The following is a 22,688-nucleotide window of genomic DNA, read 5'->3' as shown; positions in this document are numbered from 1 at the left end:
GTCAATTATTTTCATTTACTTCCCCTCTTTTCTCGCTGCAATTTCCTGGGCCATTTCAATTGCATATTGGTCATTTGAGGATTCAATGAATTGCTGTAATTTAGCTATACCATGTCGATCTTCTACAATCGTTTTTGCCGCTTGAGAACGTACCCACCAATTCTCATCTTGAAGAAGTTGCTCTAAATAACTATAAGTGTAAGTAAGCGGTACATGCTTGAAAATTTTGGCAACCATTAACCTTGCTTCCCACATTTCTGAAGTCACAAAAGGGATAAAGGGATCCATCTCATCAATAATACCTATTTCATAAAGACCTTTTAATGCTCTGATGTTTATTTCCGTCGTATTATGGTCTAATAATTTTTTTAACTCCTCCAAATACTCCATCTTTCTTTTTACAGCAGCAGTATCAATAACAGCAAATTGCATATTAGCTGGCAAGCTATTAAAATCATGGAAAAATTGAATAAATACATTATCATCTAATAATACAAACAGTCTTCTATATTCACTTTCAGCGTAATTTACATTGGAATTTTTTATTTTCTCCATAAATAAATCTGGTTGGAAAAGGGAGTATATTTTTAATAACTGGAAATGTTCTTCATCTGTAATGTTATTTTTTTCGAATTCTTGGCACTTCGTTAGCAATTGATCTATTTGTAAGTCTGCAATTCGATAGAGGGCATTCATTCGAATACTCCATCGTCTACTTGATAAATCTTTTTCGTAGAATGCTTTTAAATATTGATTGGAGAATTGTTTAATTTTTAGTTCCAACTGTTCATTCCTTATATTCTTTAAATAGGATGAAAAAATTCTTTCAATAGCTTCAACTTGCGCCCTTCCTCTAGGTACCAATACGATACTAAATAGTGCGTTATTGAATAAGTAATCATACCAAAGTTGAGAATAATTTTGTAAATAACGGTCACGAACTTTTTCAAAATAGCTTTCACGCTGTCGCTGAACAAGTAAATACAGTAAAAAGATAAAGAGCACAACTAGTAAGAAGGAAATTATTGCGAAAAGCGTAGAAATAGTCAGCTTAATCATAGCCAAAACCTCGCAAAAGTTCTTTTAATTTTGGCTTCGAGCAAACGTAAATTAAATGGTTTGACAATATATTCATCAACACCGCCTTCATAAGCATTAAGCGCTGCCCCTTCAGAATTGCGTTCTGACATCATATAAATAATAAATTTCTTTTCATTTGGCATATGTCGTAAGATATGCAATATTTCTAAGCCATTTTTTAGAGGTAAAATATCATTCATAAGAATTAGATGCATATGCCCTGATTTATAATCATCCGATTGTAAAAAGCTATAACCATCCTCATAAGCCTTTACATCCAGAGTAAAATGAGGGATATCAATTTGGTTTAGCGTTGACTCTAATACTTGTCTAAAAATAGCGTTCTGTTCAATAATACTAACTTTCACTAATTCCGTTGGTTGCTCACTATAATCTTTTACTTCTGCTATACTCCACGTTAATTGCTCATCCTCTGATAGCATTTGTTTATTTTTATTTAACAACTCTTCAAAGATAACGTTATTATTTCTTATTTCTGTTATAGAGGCCTTTAATGCAATATGTTGAAACTTCCGTTCTGCTTTTAGGATGGCAAATATTCGTTTTAAAAATGCTTTAGCTTCTACATCACTACTTTGTAAAAAAAAGATACCCCAATGATTTCCATCGGATAATTGAAAAAGCAAATCTGTCTTACGTATTTTCGATTGTAAAAATGAGGTAACTTGATCATTCGTGGTTTCATTTGGTTGTGTAGAATTAGCTGTTTTTAAAAAGACTGCTGTTATAGTAAGGCGTGATCTAATAACACTTTCTCGCCATATTTTAAAGTAGCGCTCTACTTCATGTTCTTGCATGATGTCATGGGTGAATTTTATATCATTCATTAGAATCACTCCATCTAGTTTTTTCTTATTATTACTTTCTATCATTTATTTCGTAGATTAACAACATTACTATAGTAATAAATGTGACTAAACAATAAATAGACGTCATAAAAAATACATAGTTTCTCATCAATTTAACTACAAATAAAAAAGAGTACATAAGTCGTTAAACTTATGTACCCTTTTATAAAATTTTTAATTCTTATTTAACCGGTACTACTGCACCTTTCCACTCTTCTAAAATGAAGTCTTGGATTTCTTTAGATGTTAATACTTCTAATAATTTTTTAATTTCAGGTTTTGATTCATCACCTGCACGTACAGCGATGATGTTAACATATGGAGATTCTTTATCTTCAAGAGAAATAGCATCTTCAATTGGGTTTAAACCGTTATCGATGGCAAAGTTAGAATTGATAAGTACTGCATCGCCTTCATCGTTTTCGTACATTTGTACAAGCATTTCTGGGGCAGTATTTGCATCGAATTTAAAGTTTTTAGGATTTTCTTCAATATCCTTTAATTCTGCTGCTGTTTTATCAATGCCTTCTTTTAATTTGATTAAGCCTTTAGCCTCTAACAATGACAGCATACGACCATGGTCAGATACTGAATTAGAAAGTAAAATTGTTGCGCCTTCAGGCAGGTCTTCTAACGTTTTATATTTTTTAGAGTAAATACCGATTGGTTCAATATGAACGCCACCTGCATTAACGAAATCATAGCCATTGTCTTTAATTTGTAGCTCTAAGTAAGGAATGTGCTGGAAATAGTTTGCATCAATATCTTTTGACTCTAAATCTTGGTTTGGTAGAACATAATCTGTATACGTTTCAATTTCAAGGTCTATGCCTTCTTTAGCTAAGATCGGTTTTGCTTTTTCTAAAATAACTGCGTGTGGTGTATTAGAAGCACCTACTTTTAATGTTACGTTTTCTTTGCTATCTGTTTGATCGCCAGATGCTGATTTTTCATCTTCTTTTTTATCTGTACCGCAAGCTGCTAATGCTAGTACAAGTATTGATAAAAATAATCCTGCTAATAACTTTTTCATTTATGACACTCCCTTGTATTTGTTTTAAATATGTTAGCGGTAAAAACCGGAATAACCTCATTTTCGTGCTAGCGTTTATCAATTTTTTCAGTAATTAAATCACCAATCCATTGAATAATAAATACGACTACTAAGATCAAAATAGTTGCCATTAATGTCACATCTTGGCGATTTCGCTGGAAGCCGTCTAAGAAAGCTAAGTTACCAAGACCACCTGCACCAATAATTCCTGCCATCGCTGTATAACCTACAAGAGCAACAGCCGTTACCGTGATACCAGAAATCAAAGCTGGTAATGATTCAGGGACCAATACTTTCCAAATAATTGTAGAAGTTTTCGCCCCCATTGAACGGGCTGCTTCAATAACACCTTTATCTATTTCACGTAACGCAATTAATACCATACGAGCATAAAACGGTGCTGCACCGATAATTAAAGCAGGTAACGCCGCATTGGCACCTCGAATTGTACCTAGTAAAAACTTCGTAAATGGAATTAATAAAATAATTAATACGATAAATGGAATGGAACGGAAAATATTAACGAGTGATCCTGTTAAAAAGTTAACGATTTTATTTGCCCATAACTGATTGGGGCTTGTTAAAAATAGAACGATACCAATGACTAACCCTAGAATAAATGTCACAACCGTTGATATAGCTGTCATGTATAAAGTTTCATACGTAGCTTGCCACATATTTTCCCAGTCTACATTCGGAAAGAGGTTAGTTAGCATTTGCAATCACCTCCGTTTGTACTTCGACTGTATTTAAATAACGAAGGGCTTCAGTGACGTTTGTCTGAGTGCCATCAATTTGCACAATCAATGTACCATATGCACCATTTTTTGTTTGCGAAATATTTCCGTGAACAATACTTACTTCTACATCAAATTGTTTCACAAGATGTGAGATGACAGGCTGTTCTGTTTTTTCACCAACAAAAATTAATTTGACAAGTTGTCCAGTTGGATAGTTTGTTTTAATTTGTGCTACCGTATCCTGTGTTTCCTTAGTGTCTGTAATTTGAGAGACAAACTTTTTGGTAATGGCTGCTTGTGGTGCTTGGAAGACTTGTAATACCTCACCACGTTCCACAATTTCGCCTGCCTCCATCACCGCTACACGATGACAAATTTTGCGGATGACATGCATTTCGTGGGTAATCAGGACGATTGTTAAGCCTAAGCGTTCATTTATATCAACGAGTAAATCAAGAATGGCATCCGTTGTTTCAGGATCGAGTGCTGATGTCGCCTCATCACATAGTAAAACCTCTGGATTATTCGCCAATGCACGTGCAATCCCTACACGCTGCTTTTGTCCACCAGAAAGCTGAGATGGATATGCCTTATCGCGCCCTTCTAAGCCTACAAGGGCTATTAATTCCTTCACACGTGCTTCACGTTGAGCCTTTGGAAAGCCTGCGATTTCTAAAGGGAAAGCTATATTTTCGGCAACTGTTCTCGACCAAAGTAAATTGAAATGCTGGAAAATCATACTTACCTTTTGTCTAGCTGCTCTAAGCTTTTGTCCTTTTATCGATGAAAATTCCTGATTGTTCACCGTTACTGTTCCTGCTGTTGGTTTCTCTAAACCGTTTAGTAAACGAATCATGGTACTTTTACCTGCGCCACTATAGCCGATAATGCCAAAAATTTCACCTTTATTAATAGTAAGGTTGACGTCTTTGACTGCCGTTAATTCGCCATTTGTTGTTTTGTATTTCTTTGTAATATTTTGAAGCTGGATCATAGCGAATACTCCTTTTCTCATATAGAAAACCCCTTCACTCACAGACAAGTAGAAGGGGTCACGTATGATACGTTAAACCGTTCTCTCATCTTTCAAAGAAAAATCTTTGGGTGATTTGGCACCTTTTCACATTGTGATGGTTGCCGGGCTTCATAGGGCACTTCCCTCCGCCACTCTTCATAAGAGTTCGATATATTTAATGTTTTAGTAATATATTTGTTACTTTACCACGCTAGTAAAGTTCAGTCAATTGATTTTTTTAACAATTCATATAAAAATGGTACGGATTGAAAGGCATAAATCTTTTTTGTCACTTTTCCGCCATCACTGATGAGTAGACATGGAACACTTTCAATCTGATGCTCATAGGCAATGTGTTCCAAAAAGTTGATATTTGCTTTACCTATTTGTAGCTGTGGCAGTAATTGTTCAATAATGGACATCATTTTAGATGCCACTGCACACGTTCCACACATCGGTGTATATAAATAAAATGCAGTTTTCTCTCCCGACTGTTTAGCCGCTTCCCACTGCTCTGTTGACCATTCTTCCATTTACTCACGCAACCTTACAAAATATATTCATTATGGATTGAAAAATGTGCACGCAGTAAAATCATCGCTAACACTTTTCTTGGTGTTGTTTCTACTTCCTTGTACGTTGGCATTGTGCGCAGATGTTCAGCTTCTGGATAATGTCTGTCCATTAATGCACGTAGCTTATCGCCTGAAGTATCTGCATCAAAAAAAGTAAATAGCTCACAGCCCTCATAGGGATCCAGTAGTTCTTCTAATTGATGCACACCAATTGTACCATTCGTACATAGTATTGTAACATTCTCATTCAAAATAGGCTCAATTTGTAGCTTATCTGAGCGCCCTTCTACTATCAAGCATTTTCCCTCGAACATTACGCCACCTCCATTTAGAGATCCCTACTTATAAGTCATTATATAACAAAAAACGCCGGTAGTTGCCGACGTTTTTCGATTATGGCTTGTCTTATTCAGCGATCATTTCTTCGTATTGCTCTGCTGTCATTAGTTTCTCAACTTCTGATGCATCAGCAGGCTCAACAACGATCATCCATGCTTTTTCATATGGTGATTCATTAACGAATTCTGGGCTATCTTCTAAATCTGCATTTACTTCCACTACAGTACCTGAGATGGGTGCATATAATTCAGAAACAGTTTTTACTGATTCTACGCTACCGAATGGATCATCTGTTTTGATTTCGTCGCCAACTTGTGGAAGCTCAACGAATACGATATCTCCTAATTCAGATTGTGCGAAGTGAGTAATACCGATACGTACTTTTCCATCTTCTACTTTTACCCATTCATGTTCTTCAGAGTATCGTAAGTCTTTAGGTGTGCTCATGCAAAAAACCCCTCCATAAATATGTAATATATTCACTTTCAGTGTGCCATACTTCTCCTATAAATACAAGGTTTAATACGGTTATTTCCAAGCTTGCTCAAAATCTACTTCTTTAAAACCTAAAGTAACTTTTTTTCCATCTGTGACGATGGGACGTTTAATTAACATACCATCTGAAGCTAGTAGCTCAAGCTGCTCATCCTCCGTCATTTCTGCTAACTTGTCCTTTAAGCCAAGCTCACGATATTTCATACCTGAGGTATTAAAAAATTTCTTCAAAGGTTGTCCACTAGCTTGCCAAATAGCTGTTAATTCTTCCTTAGTTGGCGGTTGCTCTGCGATATGTACCTCTTCATAGGAAACCTCATGCTCATTTAACCACTTCTGTGCCTTTTTACATGTTGTACATTTCGGATAATGGAAAAATTGAATCGTCATTACAATGCTCCTCTTCTGTCTTTTTCTGTAGTATACCATCATAGTTGTTTTCAATGGTGAACTTCACTCTTTTTTGTAAGTTTATCCATCCGTTGTGCAAATTTATCCATTGCTTTTACGATTATCCATCTCATATAAAAAACCTAGCTATCTTTTGCAGATAGCTAGGTTAAATTTGCACTATTAAACAATATATTTTTCAGCATCAATTAATTTAACGGAAGCCTCACGCTTCTTCGCAATTAAATTGTATGGATTATTGCGAGTTAGCTTACGCAGTGCAGATAATGTCATACGAGCTGCATCGCCATCTGCGGAAGCAAGAATTGTGTCTTTTGCTTCTTTTTCGATCTCTGCGAATGCTTCCTGACAGAAGATTTGCGTATAGAGCAATTTTTGATGTGCTTTTTCAGCACCATCACGAGCAATTGCCTTTTCTGTACGTAAGACAGCTGATTCCATTGCAAATAATTGGTTTGCGATATTTGCAATGTTCACCAATACTTCTTGCTCTTGATCAAGTTTTGCACCAAAGCGTTGTGCTGCTAAGCCTGCAGCTAATACAGCAATTTTCTTCGCATTTTTCACTAAATATTTTTCTTGTGCTAGCGGCTCTGTACCGATGTCCTCTGGCATTAGCATAAGCAGCTCTTGCTGTAAATTTTGAGCAACTTGTAATAATGGTAGCTCACCTTTTAGCGCCTTTTTCATAAATGTGCCAGGTACAATCATGCGGTTAATTTCATTTGTACCTTCAAAAATTCGATTGATACGAGAATCACGGTAAATACGCTCAACCTCGTATTCAGCCATAAAGCCATAGCCGCCATGAAGTTGGACAGCTTCATCAGCAATATAGTCTAAAGTTTCTGAACCGAATACTTTGGCAATAGAGCATTCAATGGCATATTCAGCGATCGCGCCTGCAATTACTTTTCCTTGCTTTTGCTCTTCAGGGCTTAACTGACTTAAGCGGTCCTCAAATAGACCAACCGTACGATAGTTTAATGATTCTGATGCATACAGTTGAGAAGCCATTGTAGATAATTTCTCTTTTGTCAGATTGAAATCAGAAAGCTTTGTTTTAAATTGCTGACGTTGGTTTGTATACTGAATAGCTAACTCCAATGCACGTTTCGATCCGCCAATTGTGCCCACGCCTAGTTTATAACGACCAATGTTTAAAATATTGAACGCAATGATATGACCACGACCAATTTCGCCTAATAGATTTTCTACAGGTACTTCCGCATCTTCCAATACTAATGTACGAGTTGATGATGATTTAATCCCCATTTTCTTTTCTTCAGGGCCAACTGAAACACCATTGTAGGCACGTTCTACGATAAAGGCAGAAAATTTATCGCCATCAATTTTTGCGTAGACAACAAATACATCAGCAAAGCCTGCATTCGTAATCCACTGTTTTTCACCATTTAAAATATAATGTGTGCCAGCTTCATTTAATTTGGCAGTCGTTTTTGCACCTAAAGCATCCGAACCTGAACCTGGCTCTGTTAATGCATAGGCAGCGATTAATTCACCTGAAGCAAGCTTAGGTAAGTATTTTTTCTTTTGATCTTCATTACCGAATAAAACAATTGGTAATGACCCAATTCCAACGTGAGCACCATGTGTGATAGAGAAACCACCTGCAACAGACATTTTTTCAGCGATTAAAGCTGAAGAAACTTTGTCTAATCCTAGCCCATCGTATTCTTCAGGCACGTCTGCTCCAAGTAAGCCTAATTCGCCTGCACTTTTTAGGAGACGCACTGAATGCTCAAATTCATGGTGCTCTAAATTTTCAACTACTGGTAAAACTTCATTTGCTACGTATTCCTCTGTTGTTTTAGCAATCATTTTATGCTCGTCAGTGAAATCTTCCGGTGTAAATACACGATCTAATTCCACATCTTCAATAAGAAATCCGCCGCCTTTAATGAAATCAGTTGTTTTTTCAGTCATGATTAATTCCTCCCAATATATCTTTTTGTTAGTTGATTCCCCTAATGATCATATATAGAAAAGCTTGATGTATACAATGTTCGGAGGCAACCGTAAACAGTACACCTCAAGCTGATCTAGCAAAATTTATAGAATTTCAAATACGCCAGCAGCACCCATGCCGCCACCAATACACATTGTCACGACGCCATATTTCTTCTCTTGACGCTTCAATTCGTGAATTAGCTTTAAAGTTAAAATAGCTCCCGTTGCGCCTAATGGATGACCTAATGCAATCGCTCCACCATTGACATTGACTTTCTCTTGGTCGATGCCTAAATGACGTACCACCTGTAATGACTGTGAAGCAAACGCTTCATTAATTTCCCATAAATCAATATCATCGATGGATAAGCCTGCAATTTCCAACGCTTTTGGCACTGCCACGATAGGCCCGATACCCATTACTTCAGGAGGTACACCGCCTACTGCAAAGCCTAGGAATTTTGCCATTGGTGTCAGTCCTTGCTTGTCAGCTTCTTCACGATCCATTACTAGTACAGCTGCTGCACCATCGGAAGTTTGAGAGGCATTCCCCGCCGTTACACTGCCTTTTACATGGAAAGCTGGACGCAATTTTGCTAAACCTTCAACTGATGTACCTGGACGTACACCTTCATCCATACTGAATGTGAATTTTTTTACTTGTGGTTTATTGTTATCGTCTACGTAATGCTGTTCCACTTCGATTGGTACAATTTCATCATTGAATTTACCTTCTTTAATTGCCTTTTCAGCAAGCGTGTGCGAGCGAACAGCAAAAGCATCTTGATCTTCACGACTAACATTATATTGACGAGCTACTTCCTCAGCTGTATGTCCCATGCCCATATAATATTGTGGAGCCGTTTCTGCTAAAGTCGGATTTAAACGTGGTGTATTCCCTACCATCGGCACCATACTCATGGATTCTACACCACCAGCAAGAATGGCCTTTGAGTGTCCTAGCATAATTCGCTCTGCTGCATAGGCAATCGCCTGTAAACCTGATGAGCAAAATCTATTAATCGTCAGAGCAGGGGTTGTATCTGGTAATCCAGCAAGTGCCCCAATACTACGTGCTACATTCATTCCTTGCTCTGCTTCTGGCATCGCACAGCCTAAAATTAAATCATCAATCGGCCCTTCATAGCCTGCTCTTTTCAGTGTTTCTTTGACTACGACAGCACCAAAATCGTCTGGTCTTACTGTTGCTAAAGAACCTTTTTTTGCTTTTCCAATTGGAGTTCGTGCTCCTGCTACAATAACGGCTTCACGCATCGTATTAATCCCCCTTTGTTTCATGTGCAAGATTGGTTTATTTCGTCAATTTAGTTACGAAGTGGTTTACCTTTTAACAGCATGTGTTGCATTCTCTGCTGTGATAGCGGATCAGCAACAAGGCTAAGGAATGCCTCACGCTCTAAGTTCAATAAATATTGCTCATCGACTAATGTGCCGTACGGAACCTTTCCACCTGCAATAACATAAGCTAATTTTTTAGCAATTTTTAAATCATGTTCGCTAATAAAGCCTGACTCAAACATCCCTTGCGCACCGATGAGTAATGTACCATAGCCTGATGCACCGACCACTGGTACTTTCGTTGGTACAGGTGGTTGATAGCCCGCTTCGTAAAGCGCTAATGCTGCCTGCTTCGCATCATACAATTGATGATCTGGATTAACTGAAATACCATCAGCAAAGTTTAGGAAATTATTTTCACGTGCTTCCTCACCAGATGTTGAAACCTTCGCCATCGCAATTGTTTCAAATACTTTATTAGCAATATGTTGATAGTCTACCTCTACACCGTTTGGTAAGCCCTTTAGGAATTTTTGATAGAGCGCTTTATTTCCGCCACCACCTGGGATTAATCCAACCCCTACTTCCACCAAGCCCATATATGTTTCCATTGTTGCTTGAATATGTGCAGCTGGTAAGCAAACCTCTGCTCCCCCACCTAATGTCATAGCAAACGGTGCTGCTACAACAGGCTTACGTGAATATTTAATTTTCTGCATAGCATCTTGGAATGCCTTAATGACGAAATCTAGCTCAAATATATTATCATCCTGTGCTTCTACTAAAATCATTCCTAGATTTGCCCCAACACAGAAGTTTTTCCCCTGATTACCGATGACTAAGCCCTTAAAGTTAGCCTCTACTTCATCTACCGCAAAGTTAATCATTTGGATAATATCTAAACCGATCGCATTGGATTGCGAATGGAACTCAAGTAATGCAATTCCATCACCTAAGTCTATTAAACTGGCACCTGTGTTTGATTTAATCACACCATGCTTTTTCTTATAGCGTTTTAAATTAATCTCTTTTTCATTCACAGGCACTTTCACATACTGTGAACCATCATAGTATGCTAAATCACCGTCTAATTCTGTATAGAATGTCTCAAACCCATTTGCTAACATCTCTTTGACAAATGCAGGTACCTCTCGGCCTTCAGCCTCCATTTTCGCCACAGAATCTTTTACGCCTATAGCATCCCAAATTTCAAATGGCCCTTGTTGCCAGCCGAAGCCCCATTTCATCGCGTTATCAATGGCTACGATATCATCGGCAATCTCACCATGTAGCTGTGCAGAATAAAGTAGCGTTGGTGCAAAAATACCCCATAATAGCTCACCTGTACGATCCTTCGCATAGGTTAACGCCTTCACTTTATTGGCTAATCCACGAGTTTGTTTTGCCATTTCAATAGAAGGTGTTTTTAATTTTTTGGCTGGACTATACGTTAAGGTTGCTGGATCAATCTCATGTATCTCTTTTCCTTGTTTTAAGAAGAAACCTTGACCCGATTTTGCTCCTAGCCAACCGTTCGTGACCATTTTTTGTAAAAATTCAGGTACTGCAAATACTTGCTGCTCGTCACCTGTTGTTTGATCGTAAACATTTTTCGCTACATGAATGAATGTATCTAAACCAACTACATCTAGCGTACGGAAAGTTGCAGACTTTGGACGGCCAATAAGCGGCCCTGTTACAGAGTCTACCTCACCAACAGAGTAACCACCTTTTAACATTTCCTGTAAAGTGACAAGTAAACCATATGTTCCAATGCGGTTGGCAATAAAGTTTGGTGTATCTTTTGCAAGTACAACTCCTTTACCAAGCACATCTTCCCCAAATGTTTTCATGAAACTAACTACTTCAGGTGCAGTTGTATTGGCAGGAATCACTTCTAATAATTTTAAATAGCGAGGTGGGTTGAAAAAGTGTGTGCCAAGAAAATGTTTTTGGAAATCATCTGAACGCCCCTCTGCCATCGCATTAATGCTAATACCTGATGTATTTGAACTAATGATTGTTCCTGGTGTACGAACAGCATCAATTTTTTCGTAAAGACTTTGTTTAATTGATAAATTTTCTACAACAACTTCAATAATCCAATCTACGTCTTTTAGTTTCCCTAGATCGTCTTCAAAGTTGCCAACCGTTAGTAGTGATAAATTTTTCTTAGAAGTAAGTGGTGCTGGCTTTTGCTTTAATAACTTTTGCAAAGCTCCGTTTACAATACGATTTCTTACAGCTGGATGCTCTAAAGAAAGACCCTTTGCCTCTTCCTCTTGCGTCAGTTCCTTTGGTGCAATATCCAATAGTAATGTTGGTATACCGATATTTGCTAAATGTGCTGCAATTCCAGAGCCCATCACCCCAGAACCTAGAACAGCTGCTTTTTTAATGTTGTAAGTCACAAGCAATTCCCCCTTATTCTCCCATTGAATGAATAGCCATTCATTTTTTGGCCAAAAAAATATCAAGTGTACCTTAGTAAATTTTTTGTCCTTTTGTTGAATGAGATTCCCTCCACTCAACCAAGCACGACTAAGGTTTATCTTCGTTCCAAAACGACACTTCTCAATGAATGAAGATAAAACTACTTTTCTGTTTTTAGTGTAGATTATTTTGTCTAATTTAGCAATCTTTTTTCAAGAATTATTTTTGCAGTATACATCTTTTTTTGTTTTTAACGAGCTAAAAGAGGACAAGAAGTAGCGATCGAAACGGCCAAACAGAAAACTTTCAGATTGCAAGAAAAATGTGTAGAATGGAAAGCAAGGAGAGTGAATACTTAATGAAAACTATTACTACTGCAGAACAATTTAACGAATTAATCGCTGGCGATCAAAAAGTTTTAGTGAAATTTTATGCTGGCTGGTGCCCTGATTGCACACGTATGAATATGTTTATCGATCCAATCATTGAAGAGTACAACCAATATGACTGGTATGAGCTAAACCGTGACGAACTTCCAGAAATCGCTGATAAGTACGATGTTATGGGAATTCCAAGTCTATTGATTTTCCAAAATGGTGAAAAGCTTGCACACTTACATAGTGCAAATGCAAAAACACCTCAGCAAGTAACAGAATTTTTATCTGCTCAACAATAATGGCGAGAGAGCTGCATTTCTTCTTGAAATGCAGCTCTTTTTGAAAGGAGATTCCATTATGCGTCAACAATTAATACTACTTGGAAAATCACAATACGATGAATCGATTGCGCCAAGCTATCGCAATTCTGCCTGTGGACCTACTACGATTCATGTCATCTTAAATTTTTTAAACGAGTCAACTCCTTCCATTAATGAGCTATATAAACTGCTTGGTGGTACAAAAATTGGCTTATTCAAATGGAGACTGATTCACAATCTTCGTCAACTGCTTCCAACCTGGGATATTCGAACTTGTTCATTAAAGGAAGCTCTACAGGAAATTGACGCAGGCCGACCAGTTGCTATGCGTTTTGATGGCTATTTTAGCCTTCAGTGGCGAGATAAAAAATCAACCTTTGCTTATCATTGGGTACCGCTTATTGGCTATGAGATAAAAAATGATGAACTATGGCTAATATTCCATGATAATGGTGGTCCACAACGTGATAGCCAAATTCGACAGGCTCTCTATAAAGATAACGAAAAGGTATTATCCTTTGTTAAATTAGCACCTTACTAGGGCAAACTACAGACTATTAATTGCTCTTTTTTAAGGTGTCTTTAATTACCTCTGCAAAAATATCAGCAGTTCGATAGGTTTCTTCCAGATTATTTTCTGACCCTCCAATATTTAGTAACAATGAATTTCCATGCAGGTCTTGATTATAGGTATTGGCTGGTCTCTCTCCTTTTTCTATAACTCCTCTCGATAGCCCAGGGTATCGTTGCTCCAATTGTTCATGAAGCTGTACAGCAAATTGTTTATTCTGCTCATAATTAATACTGATTTTCGAAACAATAAATTGGATCTTTGCGTATGATTTACCATTTATTTCGATCGTTGAATCACTTCTACTACTGGAATCTCGGTGAATGTCAAACACCATCTGAATACTGTCATTGTCTTCTAACGCTTTTTTTAAATAGTAACCAGAAAATAAATAGGCTTCTGTGTATTGCTTATTATATTTTTCTAAGACGCCAAAGATATCTGAATGATCATGAATGGCATTAATTTGCATATCATTTAATGCTTTACTTAACCTTTTCCCAACAAGCGTAACATTTTTCGTTTCACTCACTGCCGTCATCTTTTCCTTTTGTACGTCAAGTTCGGGAAAATAAGATTCCCGATTATGCGTGTGATAAATGTAAACTAGAGGCTTTGCTAACGTTTGTGCAGATTGTCCAAATGTATGGTTGACCCCATCTCTTTCAAGAATTAGCAAACAAAAAACGAAAATAGATACGAAAACGCCGCTTGAAATAATCGTCGTAAATCTTATAAATTTCCTTTTTTTCTCTAAGTCCCTCGCCTTCATTCGAAGCATCTTTTCCGTTGTGCTTTTAAACTCTTTTGATGGATGCTGAGGGTACAATTCTTTTAGCTCATCCATTAATTCCTGCTCATTTTGCATTTGGCAAAGCCCCCTCTACATCTATATTTAGTTTGTTTTTCAGAATCTTCAAAGCTCGATGGTAATCCACTTTAACTTTCGCCATACTGCATTGTAAAACGGCTGCAGTTTCACTTACTGAAAATTCATTAATACCTCTGAGAATGACAACAGCTCGAAAATTGGGCTTTAATTTTGCAATAGCCTCATGGATTAATCTTTTCGTTTCTGCTATTTCAAATTCTTCATCTGGTTTCTTATCGCTTGATGCTAACTGTTTAAAAAATCCCTCTTTAAATAAGGTCGTAAATCTCTTTTTTCGATAATGATCGATTGCTACATGTTTTGCTATTGATAATATCCAAGTATTTAAAGGATAGTTACTATTAAATTTTGGTAAACTTTTCAAAACTCGAATAAATACTTCTTGTGTTAAATCCTCTGCATCATTTTGATTACCCATAAAATAAATCAAAAACCGATATACATCCAAATAATACAAATTGTAAATTTCTACTATTTTTGATTCTAAATTAGACGAATCAAACAAGCTCTCCCCTCCTCCATGTATTGTCACTTATAATTCGTTTGAAAGTGAAAAAAGGTTACAAAAAATTTCAATAAAAAAAGCAGAGCATATGACTATACTCTGCGATGATCAACTAAATAAGGGTATACAAAGATCGGGCGTGCTTGGCAATTAGTGTGTAGCCACGCTCTTCTATTTCTTTAAAAATATGTGGTTCATACGTCGGTACCACAAGACTCGTAAAATCCGCATCAATTGGTACATTGGTTTGAATTGTTGCAAGCTCATGTGATAGCTGCAACATTTCTAAATTATCCTGGATTTTTGTTCTTTGGCCTGGCTTCAATTCACCAAGTGATGCCAGTATTTTGTCTATCGAGCCATATGTTTGAATAAGCGTTAACGCTTGTTTAGGGCCAATCCCTTTCACACCTGGATAGCCATCACTTGAATCACCCATAAAGGCTTTCACCTGTGCAAACTGTGAAGGTTCAATACAATATTCTTCTTTAAAGCGAGCGTGTGTATAAATATCGTATTCTGTATAGCCCTTTTTCATAAACGCAATTTCTGTAGATGGTCTTAAAAGCTGAAGTAAATCCTTATCACCACTAATGACCGTAATGTCTGCCTCGTCCTGCCATTTTGTAATCATGGAGCCAATTAAATCATCCGCTTCCATACCCTTCACGCCGAAATTTTGCCAGCCCATTTGCTGCGATAAATTTTTCGCCATATCAAATTGTGGTAGCATCTCCTCTGGTGGTGCTGGGCGATTCGCTTTATAGCCATCAAATAAATCATTGCGGAATGTATGTGCCCCCATATCCCAGCAAACCGCCATATGTGTTGGCTTCATAATAGTTTGTGCTGTTAGAACATGGCGCACAAATCCTTGGGCTCCATTCGTTGGTGTTCCATCTGCCAAGCGAATAAAATGCCCCATGGCAGCCGAAGCGAAAAAAGAACGGAATAACAGTGCCATACCGTCGACAATCAATAATTTTGGTTTTGTTGTCATAATAAATTTCCTCTCTATTACAATACAAAGTTTGTATTAATTTATTGTTTTCTACTTAAACATTATAGCAAACTTTCAAAAATCAGCATTGTTAATACTCGGAAATACGCTTGCTCTACAACATAACCTTCCCTTTTTTCGAAATACGATTGCGATGATCTAGCTGAATGCCTGTTAACCATTGCAAAAATGCCGTCACACCGATTTTAACAGTTTCTGGACGCAGTATGTCTTCTTTAGGATCAGCATAAACAAAGTCAATATGACGAACACCCTCATTTTCTCCAATAAGCTTGAGGATATCAAACAACTCATAAGCAGTTAAACCACCTGGCGAGGCTGCAGGAACATCACAGGCAAATACAATATCAAGTGCATCTAAATCCACTGACACATAAATACGATCTACTTCATACATAAGCTGACGTAGCATTTCACGTATTGTGAGCTGAATACCATCACGTCGCATTTGCTTTAACGTAATCATATGGATGCCTTGTTCTTTAGCATAATGTATCATTTCAGGTGAATTGAAAAATCCATGCAAACCGACATTATAGACATGTCTCCCCTCAACAACCCCTGCTGCAATTAACTGATGAATTGGAGAATCTTGCGCTAAACCAATTTCCTCTTGGTTTCTTGCATCTAAATGCGTATCAATCTGAATGATGCCAATCCGATCCTGTGGGAAGGCATTTTTTATACCTTTTATGGAGTGCGCGGTAATTGTATGATCTCCCCCAATTAAACAAGTGAAGCTTCTTTGAAAGGCTATACTTAAATTTTCTGCAGCAGCCTCAATGGCAGATTCCGAAAGCATTCTATCCTTTTCTAGAATCGCCACATCCCCGATATCCACAACTGAAAGGGCACGCAAATTCACCTGCTCATCTAGATTATACGATTGAAAACCTGGCCAAGCCTTTCGAAACGCTGTTGGGTACTGTGCTTTTGATGACGCACCATTGGCATACGATAAAAGAGCACCATATACAACAATATCTACCTCATTTGGATTCGGATTTGCTTGCTGCTTTATCCACTGATGCATAGCTGATCCATTTTCCTGCTTCCATTGGCATTCTGATTGTATAAACATATTCATCTACCACCTTCTTCTCTATTCCACTCAAGTTAAATTGACCTACACTAATTGTTGCTCTCCTATAAATGTCCTAACATATTTTCTCTATAGTAATAGTACCATTCGTACAATGATTTTCGTCAAAGATTTTCTTTTTTCCTTTTATATTGAAAATATTCTTTTAATCAAACAAAAAAAGCAAACTTGAAATCAGTTTGCTCAGAAATTGCATGTATTTAAGTTAGGGTTATGCCAATTCTCTGCTTTGTGAGCGGGTTTCAACCTGCTTTTATCAAATACTCTTCAAATAGCCACCCTTATTTTTGCCAATACTTAGGTCAACTCTTCGTCGAGAAATCCCTCTTATCAAGCAGAGTCCCCCTCCATTTCGACTACTTTTGCTGTTTCGAATGGCTTTCGCAAAGTTCTGCTACCTCATACATGGAATAGCTTTGGAAATCATATTGGCTACGCAGCTCTTGATGATAACTTAATAGCTCTTCTAGCATCGCCAAATTCTTATCAGTATGCTTGCCAAAATTATGAGGGTGCCACCATAAATGATAAAAGGCTTGTGCCTGTGCAGCCTTGAGCATGCCTTCCTTTATTCGCTTTACTTTTAAATTTTCGAATATCCGCAATGGACTACAGTATGGCCTTAAAAAAGCACTTGATCGAATATTAATCAGTTGCTCCTCTTGCATTTCTTCCAAGGTGGCTATATGATGGCCAGTTATATTCCAATAGCTATCTATCCACTTCTTAGCACCTAAAAGTCTTCCCTTTTTCGTAAACTTTTGTGCGTTATATAGTACATGATTTTCGGTGCCTCTATAGCAAACATATCCCGCTTCTAAACAAGCTGTAAAATAGTCTTTGTTTATTTGATTACGAGGAAACACAATGGACTTCATAGGCGCAGTATAGCCGTCACTGATTGTTTTCGTTGCATGTAAATCCGCACAAAAGGCAGCTTTCGTTTGGCCCTTCTCCAAGCAATAAAAATGAGAAAAGGTATGACTTCCTATTTCCTGATGTGGTGTACGTTTAATTTCCTCAATTAATGATTTACCAAAATGCAGGAGATCCTCTTGTTCATTGTCGCCTACTTTTGCTAGCTGTGTATGTGCTGCAAAGCGCATATTTTCATATTTCACAGGGATACCTCGTAAATAATGAGCCATTTCTGCCTTTGATTCAGCAAATAATAATCCAACGGTAGCCCAAGTTGCATGGATGTCATATTGCTCAAATAACGCTAGTATCCTGGGCAAGGCTTTACGTACACCATATAGGTTTTTATTGTATTGTCCATAACGAAATACGTCATGGACACCCCAATTTAGCTCAAAATCTAATGAAATAACGAGACCCCCTCCATTCATGTTGCTACTTCCTCCATTTTTGCACACCTAGTAGTAGTGCACGTATTTTTGATTGGATAATGTAGCCTGAGTAAACATGAACAACCTGGCCACCAAAGCTCAATTTAAAGGCTCGTACATTTCGATTGTCCGTTAATTCCCCCATATCATATAAGACAAAACCTTGCTCCTTTAGATGTAGCAGGTTATGCCAAATCAAAAACCGATTTGCATACCGGAAAGGACGTTTTAATTGGGCAGGCAAAGCTGTTGCATGACATGTTGCCTCGTAATAAGACATCGCTTTTTTCTCATGCACAATATCTAATCGATAACATAATGTCTGTCCACAAAAACTCTGGATCTCCGATAATAATAATGCGCCCTGCTGATTGAGAAGCAGGATGGTTTCCATTTGCGACTTGCCGATTGTTTCAATTTTCTTCCTTTTGGCAAACTGATTATAAAATTGCTGAAAGGCTTTCAAGTTTTCTATGGATGGCTCTTTATACAAAATGACTTGATACGATTCTTTTTGGGCACGTCGTAAGATTTTACGATTACCTTCAGACAGTGCTAAATACAATGAAAGCTCATGCTCTTGTAAATGAATATGAATTGTTTCGCTTTTCACAAGCTTCCGACTTGGTACTAGTGAATGCGTATAGCCTACAACTTTCATAGACTTTCGAAAATTGGCTGGCTTTTCGAGAAAATAAAAATGCTGCATTGCGATATTCCATCGCTTACTTTTAATGGACAGAATGTACATCGCCCCCACTCTCTGTATATTTTTCTACATGGTGTCGCTCAAAACGAGCAATTTTATAATGTTTCATTCGAGAAATAGGTTTATAGCCTAGCTGTACTAAACGCTTGCGCTTGCGCCATTGCCAAAAACTTACCGTTACCCACAATGTTTGTGCTGGTTTTATTTTTCGGAAAAAAGCTGTAATAATATCGATTTGTTTGAAAACATCATAGGCTAAAAAATAGGTTTGCTTCGGTAAGGCTTCTACAATTTGCATTGAATCCACTCGCCAATTTGCGGCATGTAATGCAAACGCTGTCTTATTCGTTTCTGCAAAGGAGTCTTTATAGATCGTATAGCCCTTATAAAAGAGGGCCATGACTTCTTCCTGATCAAGCTGCATCGCTTCCTGAATCGACATTTCTTCAAATAAATTCCCGACAGGTTGCTGTGGTGATACGTCCTCTGATGGGGATAACTCATACAGCTCCACTTGTTTCAACCGAATAAATTTTTCTACGAATTGTTGTCCATATTCTAGCCAATCTTTTACCTTTCCATACTTTACTAAATAACGTAAATGGCCCAGTGTGTTACGCTTCCAATCTACGACTCGATGGTTCCCTTTCATATATTCCTTAAGTCGTTGCTTTAACGATAAAAACCCTGCCAGTAAATTTGTACGTTTCGTACCGCTGCTAGCAAGCATCTGTCTTGTAAAATCAATGTCGGAGCGCCAGTCAAATTTATATTGCTCATAGCCTATACTCATATCAAATAAGCGATAGTTAGCAGCAAACGTTCGCTGGATGGTTTCCTGATTGATTATCCGACCAGCGCCAAATAAATTAAAGGTTGGCTCATGCGCAAGAGCATATGTCACATAGCGACCACGACAGCATAACCCATAGGTGAAAGCAATCCACTGGTTTTCAAAGACAAGTGCATCGACCTCTACCTGTAATGCCTCACCTTTAAGCATCGTTAAACGCTCAAAAAAATCTCTCTTCTTGCCTTTTGTAAAGCCACTTGTATCCAGTTTTTTTGCCCATCGACGATCAAATAATCGAAACATTTGCCAAAGCTCGTCCTGTGAAGGTTCGCGCCTTGCTAAGGAGCCTAAATTTTTTAGTTTTCGTTCTCGTCGATCAACGCCATGCATTTTTCGACGTTGGTTGAAATGGTGCTGAAAATCTATTTCTGAAAAGGCAAGATAGGGTGTCACAACTCGGAAAAGACTTGTACGTAATTGTCTTTCTACAAAGTATTGCTCTAAGATTTTAGTAGACATCTTACTTTCTAATAAACCATGCAAAGAAAAAAGAATATGTCGATGCTTTTTAATAAGCTCATCAAAAACAAAAGTTGTAGCTTGCTGTAACCATTCCTTTTTAGACACAACCCCTGTATAATTGGCGATGTTTTCTCCTGCAAAAGCATACACCCTTACCCCTAAGCGAATAGACACTGTAAAGGGGAAAAAAGCCATAATCGTGCCCTCATGTTCAATGGCGTAAAGCTCTACACGCTCTTTCCGACCTACAATTTGCCACCAATTATAAAACCAAGCAAATTCTATAAACGGATTATCATTGTCCTCTTCTTCTAAAATGGCATCCCAAATTTCCTTGTACCACATAAGCTCATCATCAGTTCTAATGCGAATTAATTGCAATTTAATCCCCTTTCTTCACTAGTTCTGAAACAGCCTGTTGATAAACAGCCAATGTTTTTTGATACATGGGGTTAAAGGTGAAATATTGTAAATAACGGTGTTCACTTGCCGTCCCCATTTGCTTTCTTAAAGTAGCATCCATTAATAATTGACGCAGCCTCTTCTGCAATAATTCGTTATTCTCTCGTTCCACTAAAAACCCGTTGTCATAATCAAAAATAAGCTCTTTCACACCACCTACATTTGTTGCAATAATAGGAAGACCTACACGCATCGCTTCAATAATCGAAATCGGCAAGCCTTCCCAATCTGATAACAGAACAAACAGGTGGCATTTCTCTAGATAAGAATGAACGTCTAATTGATTACCTAAAAATGTTACACGATTCGATAAACCATTTTGTTCAACGAAATGTTCTAGAGCTGGACGCAGAGAACCATCCCCAATCAATTGAAGGTGCCAGGGGATATCCGTCAGTTCCGCTAAAGTCTTTAACAAGACATCTTGTCTTTTAGGCACTTCAAAACGAGCAACCATGACAATGACTGGCTGCTCCTCCATGCATATCTTTTTAGTTGTCTCACTTCTCTTTATAGGGTCAATGCCATTATGAATCGTCAGTAATTTATGAGCAGGAGCAACCTTTTTCAGTAGTGCTAGTTCCCGATCATATTCAGACACCGTAATAATTTTTGTCGTGAATGGCTGAATTGATTTTTCCAACCGATGATAGAACAGCTTTTTCTTTTGAGGAACACCTTCTGTAAAGCTCCAGCTGTGTGCCGTAAAAATAGTAGGAATTCGTAACAAACTACCGACTACGCGACCAATCACACCAGCCTTGGATGAATGGGTGGCTATTACGTCTGGTTGTAGGTGTTTGAAAACGGCTCTTAATTGCCAAAATGCTTGAAAATCTTTCGTTATATGAATAGCCCGTTGAAGAGCAGGCACACTGATAACAGGAATTTTATGCGCTTGTAAGTGCCACAGTGATGGTTGATAGGAGCCCGTCACTACTGTGACATCATGCCCATCCTGTTTTAAGTGGATAGCAAGTGCCTCCACATGCTTTTGTGCACCTCCGACTTTATCCATTCGTGTAATAAGCTGAACGATCTTCAGTATGGCCACTCCTTATTTTTTAATAAGCACCTGTGCGTGCAACGACAACATAAATTGTCTTAAACAAAATTTGGACATCCAACCATAAGGAATAATGATCAACGTATTCAATGTCATATGATATTTTTTGTCCATGTGAAATATTCGACCTACCGTTAATTTGAGCTAGGCCTGTTAATCCTGGCTTTACCTCCAAACGTCGAGCCTGTAAGGAATTATATGCATTCGTAATCGTTGGTACCTCAGGACGTGGACCTACAATGCTCATATCACCCTTTAACACATTTAAAAGTTGTGGGATTTCATCTATACTGAGCTTTCGTAGGATAGCGCCTACTTTTGTGATGCGTGTATCTTGCTCTGTTTTAAAATAATAATCATCAGGGATACCATCAGCACAAATAGTTGGCATATTAACTGGAACGGCCTGAATACACATTGTTCGTAGCTTCCAAATCACAAAGCGGTGATGATCGAGGCCAGTTCGGATTTGTTTAAAAAATATGGGGCGACCTGTCGTGATGAGTAAAATGAGGAATACAGCTAGCATTAGAGGAATCGTTATAAAAAGCAAAAATAATGCCCCAATAATATCAAATATTCTTTTGCCGTACTGACCATAGAATGTGAGATTCTGAGCTGTCTGAACGTGCAATACATCATCCTTTGCATTTTTTTAGCACTTAACTCTATATATTCATTTTGAACATTTCTAGAACTATTTTAGAAAAAGTGCTTA

Annotated in this window: 23 protein-coding genes and 1 riboswitch; of the genes, 2 read left to right on the top strand and 21 right to left on the bottom strand. The window is 37.8% G+C overall.

Annotated elements, in window-relative coordinates:
• Window positions 1-15: 15 nt before the first annotated feature.
• From V1L66_RS05440 to V1L66_RS05385, 12 genes are all read right to left on the bottom strand, one after another.
• Window positions 16-1,059 (bottom strand): HEAT repeat domain-containing protein, encoded by a 1,044-nt coding sequence (locus tag V1L66_RS05440; RefSeq protein ID WP_322611049.1) that lies wholly within the window; start codon window positions 1,057-1,059, stop codon window positions 16-18.
• On the bottom strand, window positions 1,056-1,928 hold the full coding sequence (locus V1L66_RS05435) for a response regulator (RefSeq protein WP_333003588.1): 873 nt from the start codon (window positions 1,926-1,928) through the stop codon (window positions 1,056-1,058). The genes V1L66_RS05440 and V1L66_RS05435 overlap by 4 nt, the downstream gene beginning before the upstream one ends.
• 202 nt (window positions 1,929-2,130) lie before the next feature.
• Window positions 2,131-2,982 (bottom strand): MetQ/NlpA family ABC transporter substrate-binding protein, encoded by an 852-nt coding sequence (locus V1L66_RS05430; RefSeq protein ID WP_281217205.1) that lies wholly within the window; start codon window positions 2,980-2,982, stop codon window positions 2,131-2,133.
• A 68-nt stretch (window positions 2,983-3,050) separates the two neighbouring features.
• On the bottom strand, window positions 3,051-3,719 hold the full coding sequence (locus V1L66_RS05425; RefSeq protein WP_004228234.1) for a methionine ABC transporter permease: 669 nt from the start codon (window positions 3,717-3,719) through the stop codon (window positions 3,051-3,053).
• Window positions 3,709-4,737 (bottom strand): methionine ABC transporter ATP-binding protein, encoded by a 1,029-nt coding sequence (locus tag V1L66_RS05420; protein WP_333003778.1) that lies wholly within the window; start codon window positions 4,735-4,737, stop codon window positions 3,709-3,711. Before V1L66_RS05420 ends, V1L66_RS05425 begins: the two co-directional genes overlap by 11 nt.
• 82 nt (window positions 4,738-4,819) lie before the next feature.
• Window positions 4,820-4,923, bottom strand: a riboswitch (SAM riboswitch).
• Window positions 4,924-4,979: 56 nt separating this feature from the next.
• Entirely contained in the window at window positions 4,980-5,291 is a 312-nt protein-coding gene (locus tag V1L66_RS05415) for a thioredoxin family protein (protein WP_333003593.1), read from the bottom strand.
• A 14-nt stretch (window positions 5,292-5,305) separates the two neighbouring features.
• Window positions 5,306-5,647 (bottom strand): hypothetical protein, encoded by a 342-nt coding sequence (locus V1L66_RS05410; RefSeq protein ID WP_004228229.1) that lies wholly within the window; start codon window positions 5,645-5,647, stop codon window positions 5,306-5,308.
• A gap of 91 nt (window positions 5,648-5,738) precedes the next feature.
• On the bottom strand, window positions 5,739-6,119 hold the full coding sequence (gene gcvH, locus V1L66_RS05405) for a glycine cleavage system protein GcvH (RefSeq protein ID WP_004228227.1): 381 nt from the start codon (window positions 6,117-6,119) through the stop codon (window positions 5,739-5,741).
• Between the two features lie 81 nt (window positions 6,120-6,200).
• On the bottom strand, window positions 6,201-6,557 hold the full coding sequence (locus V1L66_RS05400) for an arsenate reductase family protein (RefSeq protein WP_004228225.1): 357 nt from the start codon (window positions 6,555-6,557) through the stop codon (window positions 6,201-6,203).
• Window positions 6,558-6,740: 183 nt separating this feature from the next.
• On the bottom strand, window positions 6,741-8,525 hold the full coding sequence (locus tag V1L66_RS05395; protein WP_016993952.1) for an acyl-CoA dehydrogenase family protein: 1,785 nt from the start codon (window positions 8,523-8,525) through the stop codon (window positions 6,741-6,743).
• Between the two features lie 126 nt (window positions 8,526-8,651).
• On the bottom strand, window positions 8,652-9,824 hold the full coding sequence (locus V1L66_RS05390) for an acetyl-CoA C-acetyltransferase (RefSeq protein ID WP_333003601.1): 1,173 nt from the start codon (window positions 9,822-9,824) through the stop codon (window positions 8,652-8,654).
• Window positions 9,825-9,874: 50 nt separating this feature from the next.
• Window positions 9,875-12,259 carry a 3-hydroxyacyl-CoA dehydrogenase/enoyl-CoA hydratase family protein gene (locus tag V1L66_RS05385; protein ID WP_258860852.1) on the bottom strand — a complete coding sequence of 795 codons (2,385 nt, stop codon included), beginning with the start codon at window positions 12,257-12,259 and terminating at the stop codon, window positions 9,875-9,877.
• Window positions 12,260-12,612: 353 nt separating this feature from the next.
• Between V1L66_RS05385 and V1L66_RS05380 the strand changes: the two genes are divergently transcribed.
• Both V1L66_RS05380 and V1L66_RS05375 read left to right on the top strand, forming a co-directional pair.
• Window positions 12,613-12,957 (top strand): thioredoxin family protein, encoded by a 345-nt coding sequence (locus V1L66_RS05380; protein ID WP_081010969.1) that lies wholly within the window; start codon window positions 12,613-12,615, stop codon window positions 12,955-12,957.
• A gap of 58 nt (window positions 12,958-13,015) precedes the next feature.
• Window positions 13,016-13,519 carry a C39 family peptidase gene (locus V1L66_RS05375; protein WP_333003606.1) on the top strand — a complete coding sequence of 168 codons (504 nt, stop codon included), beginning with the start codon at window positions 13,016-13,018 and terminating at the stop codon, window positions 13,517-13,519.
• 16 nt (window positions 13,520-13,535) lie between these two features.
• Here the strand turns inward: V1L66_RS05375 and spoIIP are convergent, their stop codons facing one another.
• The 9 genes from spoIIP to V1L66_RS05330 form a co-directional block, all read right to left on the bottom strand.
• Window positions 13,536-14,417, bottom strand: coding sequence for a stage II sporulation protein P (gene spoIIP / locus V1L66_RS05370; RefSeq protein ID WP_269897713.1), 882 nt, complete (start codon window positions 14,415-14,417; stop codon window positions 13,536-13,538).
• Window positions 14,407-14,946: an RNA polymerase sigma factor gene (locus tag V1L66_RS05365; protein WP_269897714.1), complete on the bottom strand. Its 540-nt coding sequence runs from the start codon at window positions 14,944-14,946 to the stop codon at window positions 14,407-14,409. Before V1L66_RS05365 ends, spoIIP begins: the two co-directional genes overlap by 11 nt.
• Before the next feature lie 112 nt (window positions 14,947-15,058).
• Window positions 15,059-15,946, bottom strand: a complete 888-nt coding sequence (locus tag V1L66_RS05360; protein WP_312124101.1) for a 5'-3' exonuclease — start codon at window positions 15,944-15,946, stop codon at window positions 15,059-15,061.
• 115 nt (window positions 15,947-16,061) lie between these two features.
• Window positions 16,062-17,048 carry an agmatinase family protein gene (locus V1L66_RS05355; protein ID WP_312124102.1) on the bottom strand — a complete coding sequence of 329 codons (987 nt, stop codon included), beginning with the start codon at window positions 17,046-17,048 and terminating at the stop codon, window positions 16,062-16,064.
• A gap of 377 nt (window positions 17,049-17,425) precedes the next feature.
• Window positions 17,426-18,418, bottom strand: coding sequence for a polysaccharide deacetylase family protein (locus V1L66_RS05350; protein ID WP_312124103.1), 993 nt, complete (start codon window positions 18,416-18,418; stop codon window positions 17,426-17,428).
• Between the two features lie 4 nt (window positions 18,419-18,422).
• Entirely contained in the window at window positions 18,423-19,169 is a 747-nt protein-coding gene (locus V1L66_RS05345) for a hypothetical protein (protein ID WP_312124104.1), read from the bottom strand.
• A complete protein-coding gene (locus tag V1L66_RS05340; protein ID WP_312124105.1) occupies window positions 19,150-20,823 on the bottom strand; it encodes a GNAT family N-acetyltransferase in 1,674 nt (557 codons plus the stop codon). The genes V1L66_RS05345 and V1L66_RS05340 overlap by 20 nt, the downstream gene beginning before the upstream one ends.
• Window position 20,824: 1 nt before the next feature.
• Window positions 20,825-21,958: a glycosyltransferase family 4 protein gene (locus V1L66_RS05335; protein ID WP_312124107.1), complete on the bottom strand. Its 1,134-nt coding sequence runs from the start codon at window positions 21,956-21,958 to the stop codon at window positions 20,825-20,827.
• 10 nt (window positions 21,959-21,968) lie between these two features.
• On the bottom strand, window positions 21,969-22,604 hold the full coding sequence (locus V1L66_RS05330; RefSeq protein ID WP_016992335.1) for a sugar transferase: 636 nt from the start codon (window positions 22,602-22,604) through the stop codon (window positions 21,969-21,971).
• Window positions 22,605-22,688: the final 84 nt, after the last annotated feature.

This window comes from Lysinibacillus sp. IITD104, assembly GCF_036698265.2.
Classification (GTDB): Bacteria; Bacillota; Bacilli; order Bacillales_A; family Planococcaceae; genus Lysinibacillus; species Lysinibacillus boronitolerans.
This window is presented reverse-complemented; position numbering and strand designations above follow the sequence as displayed.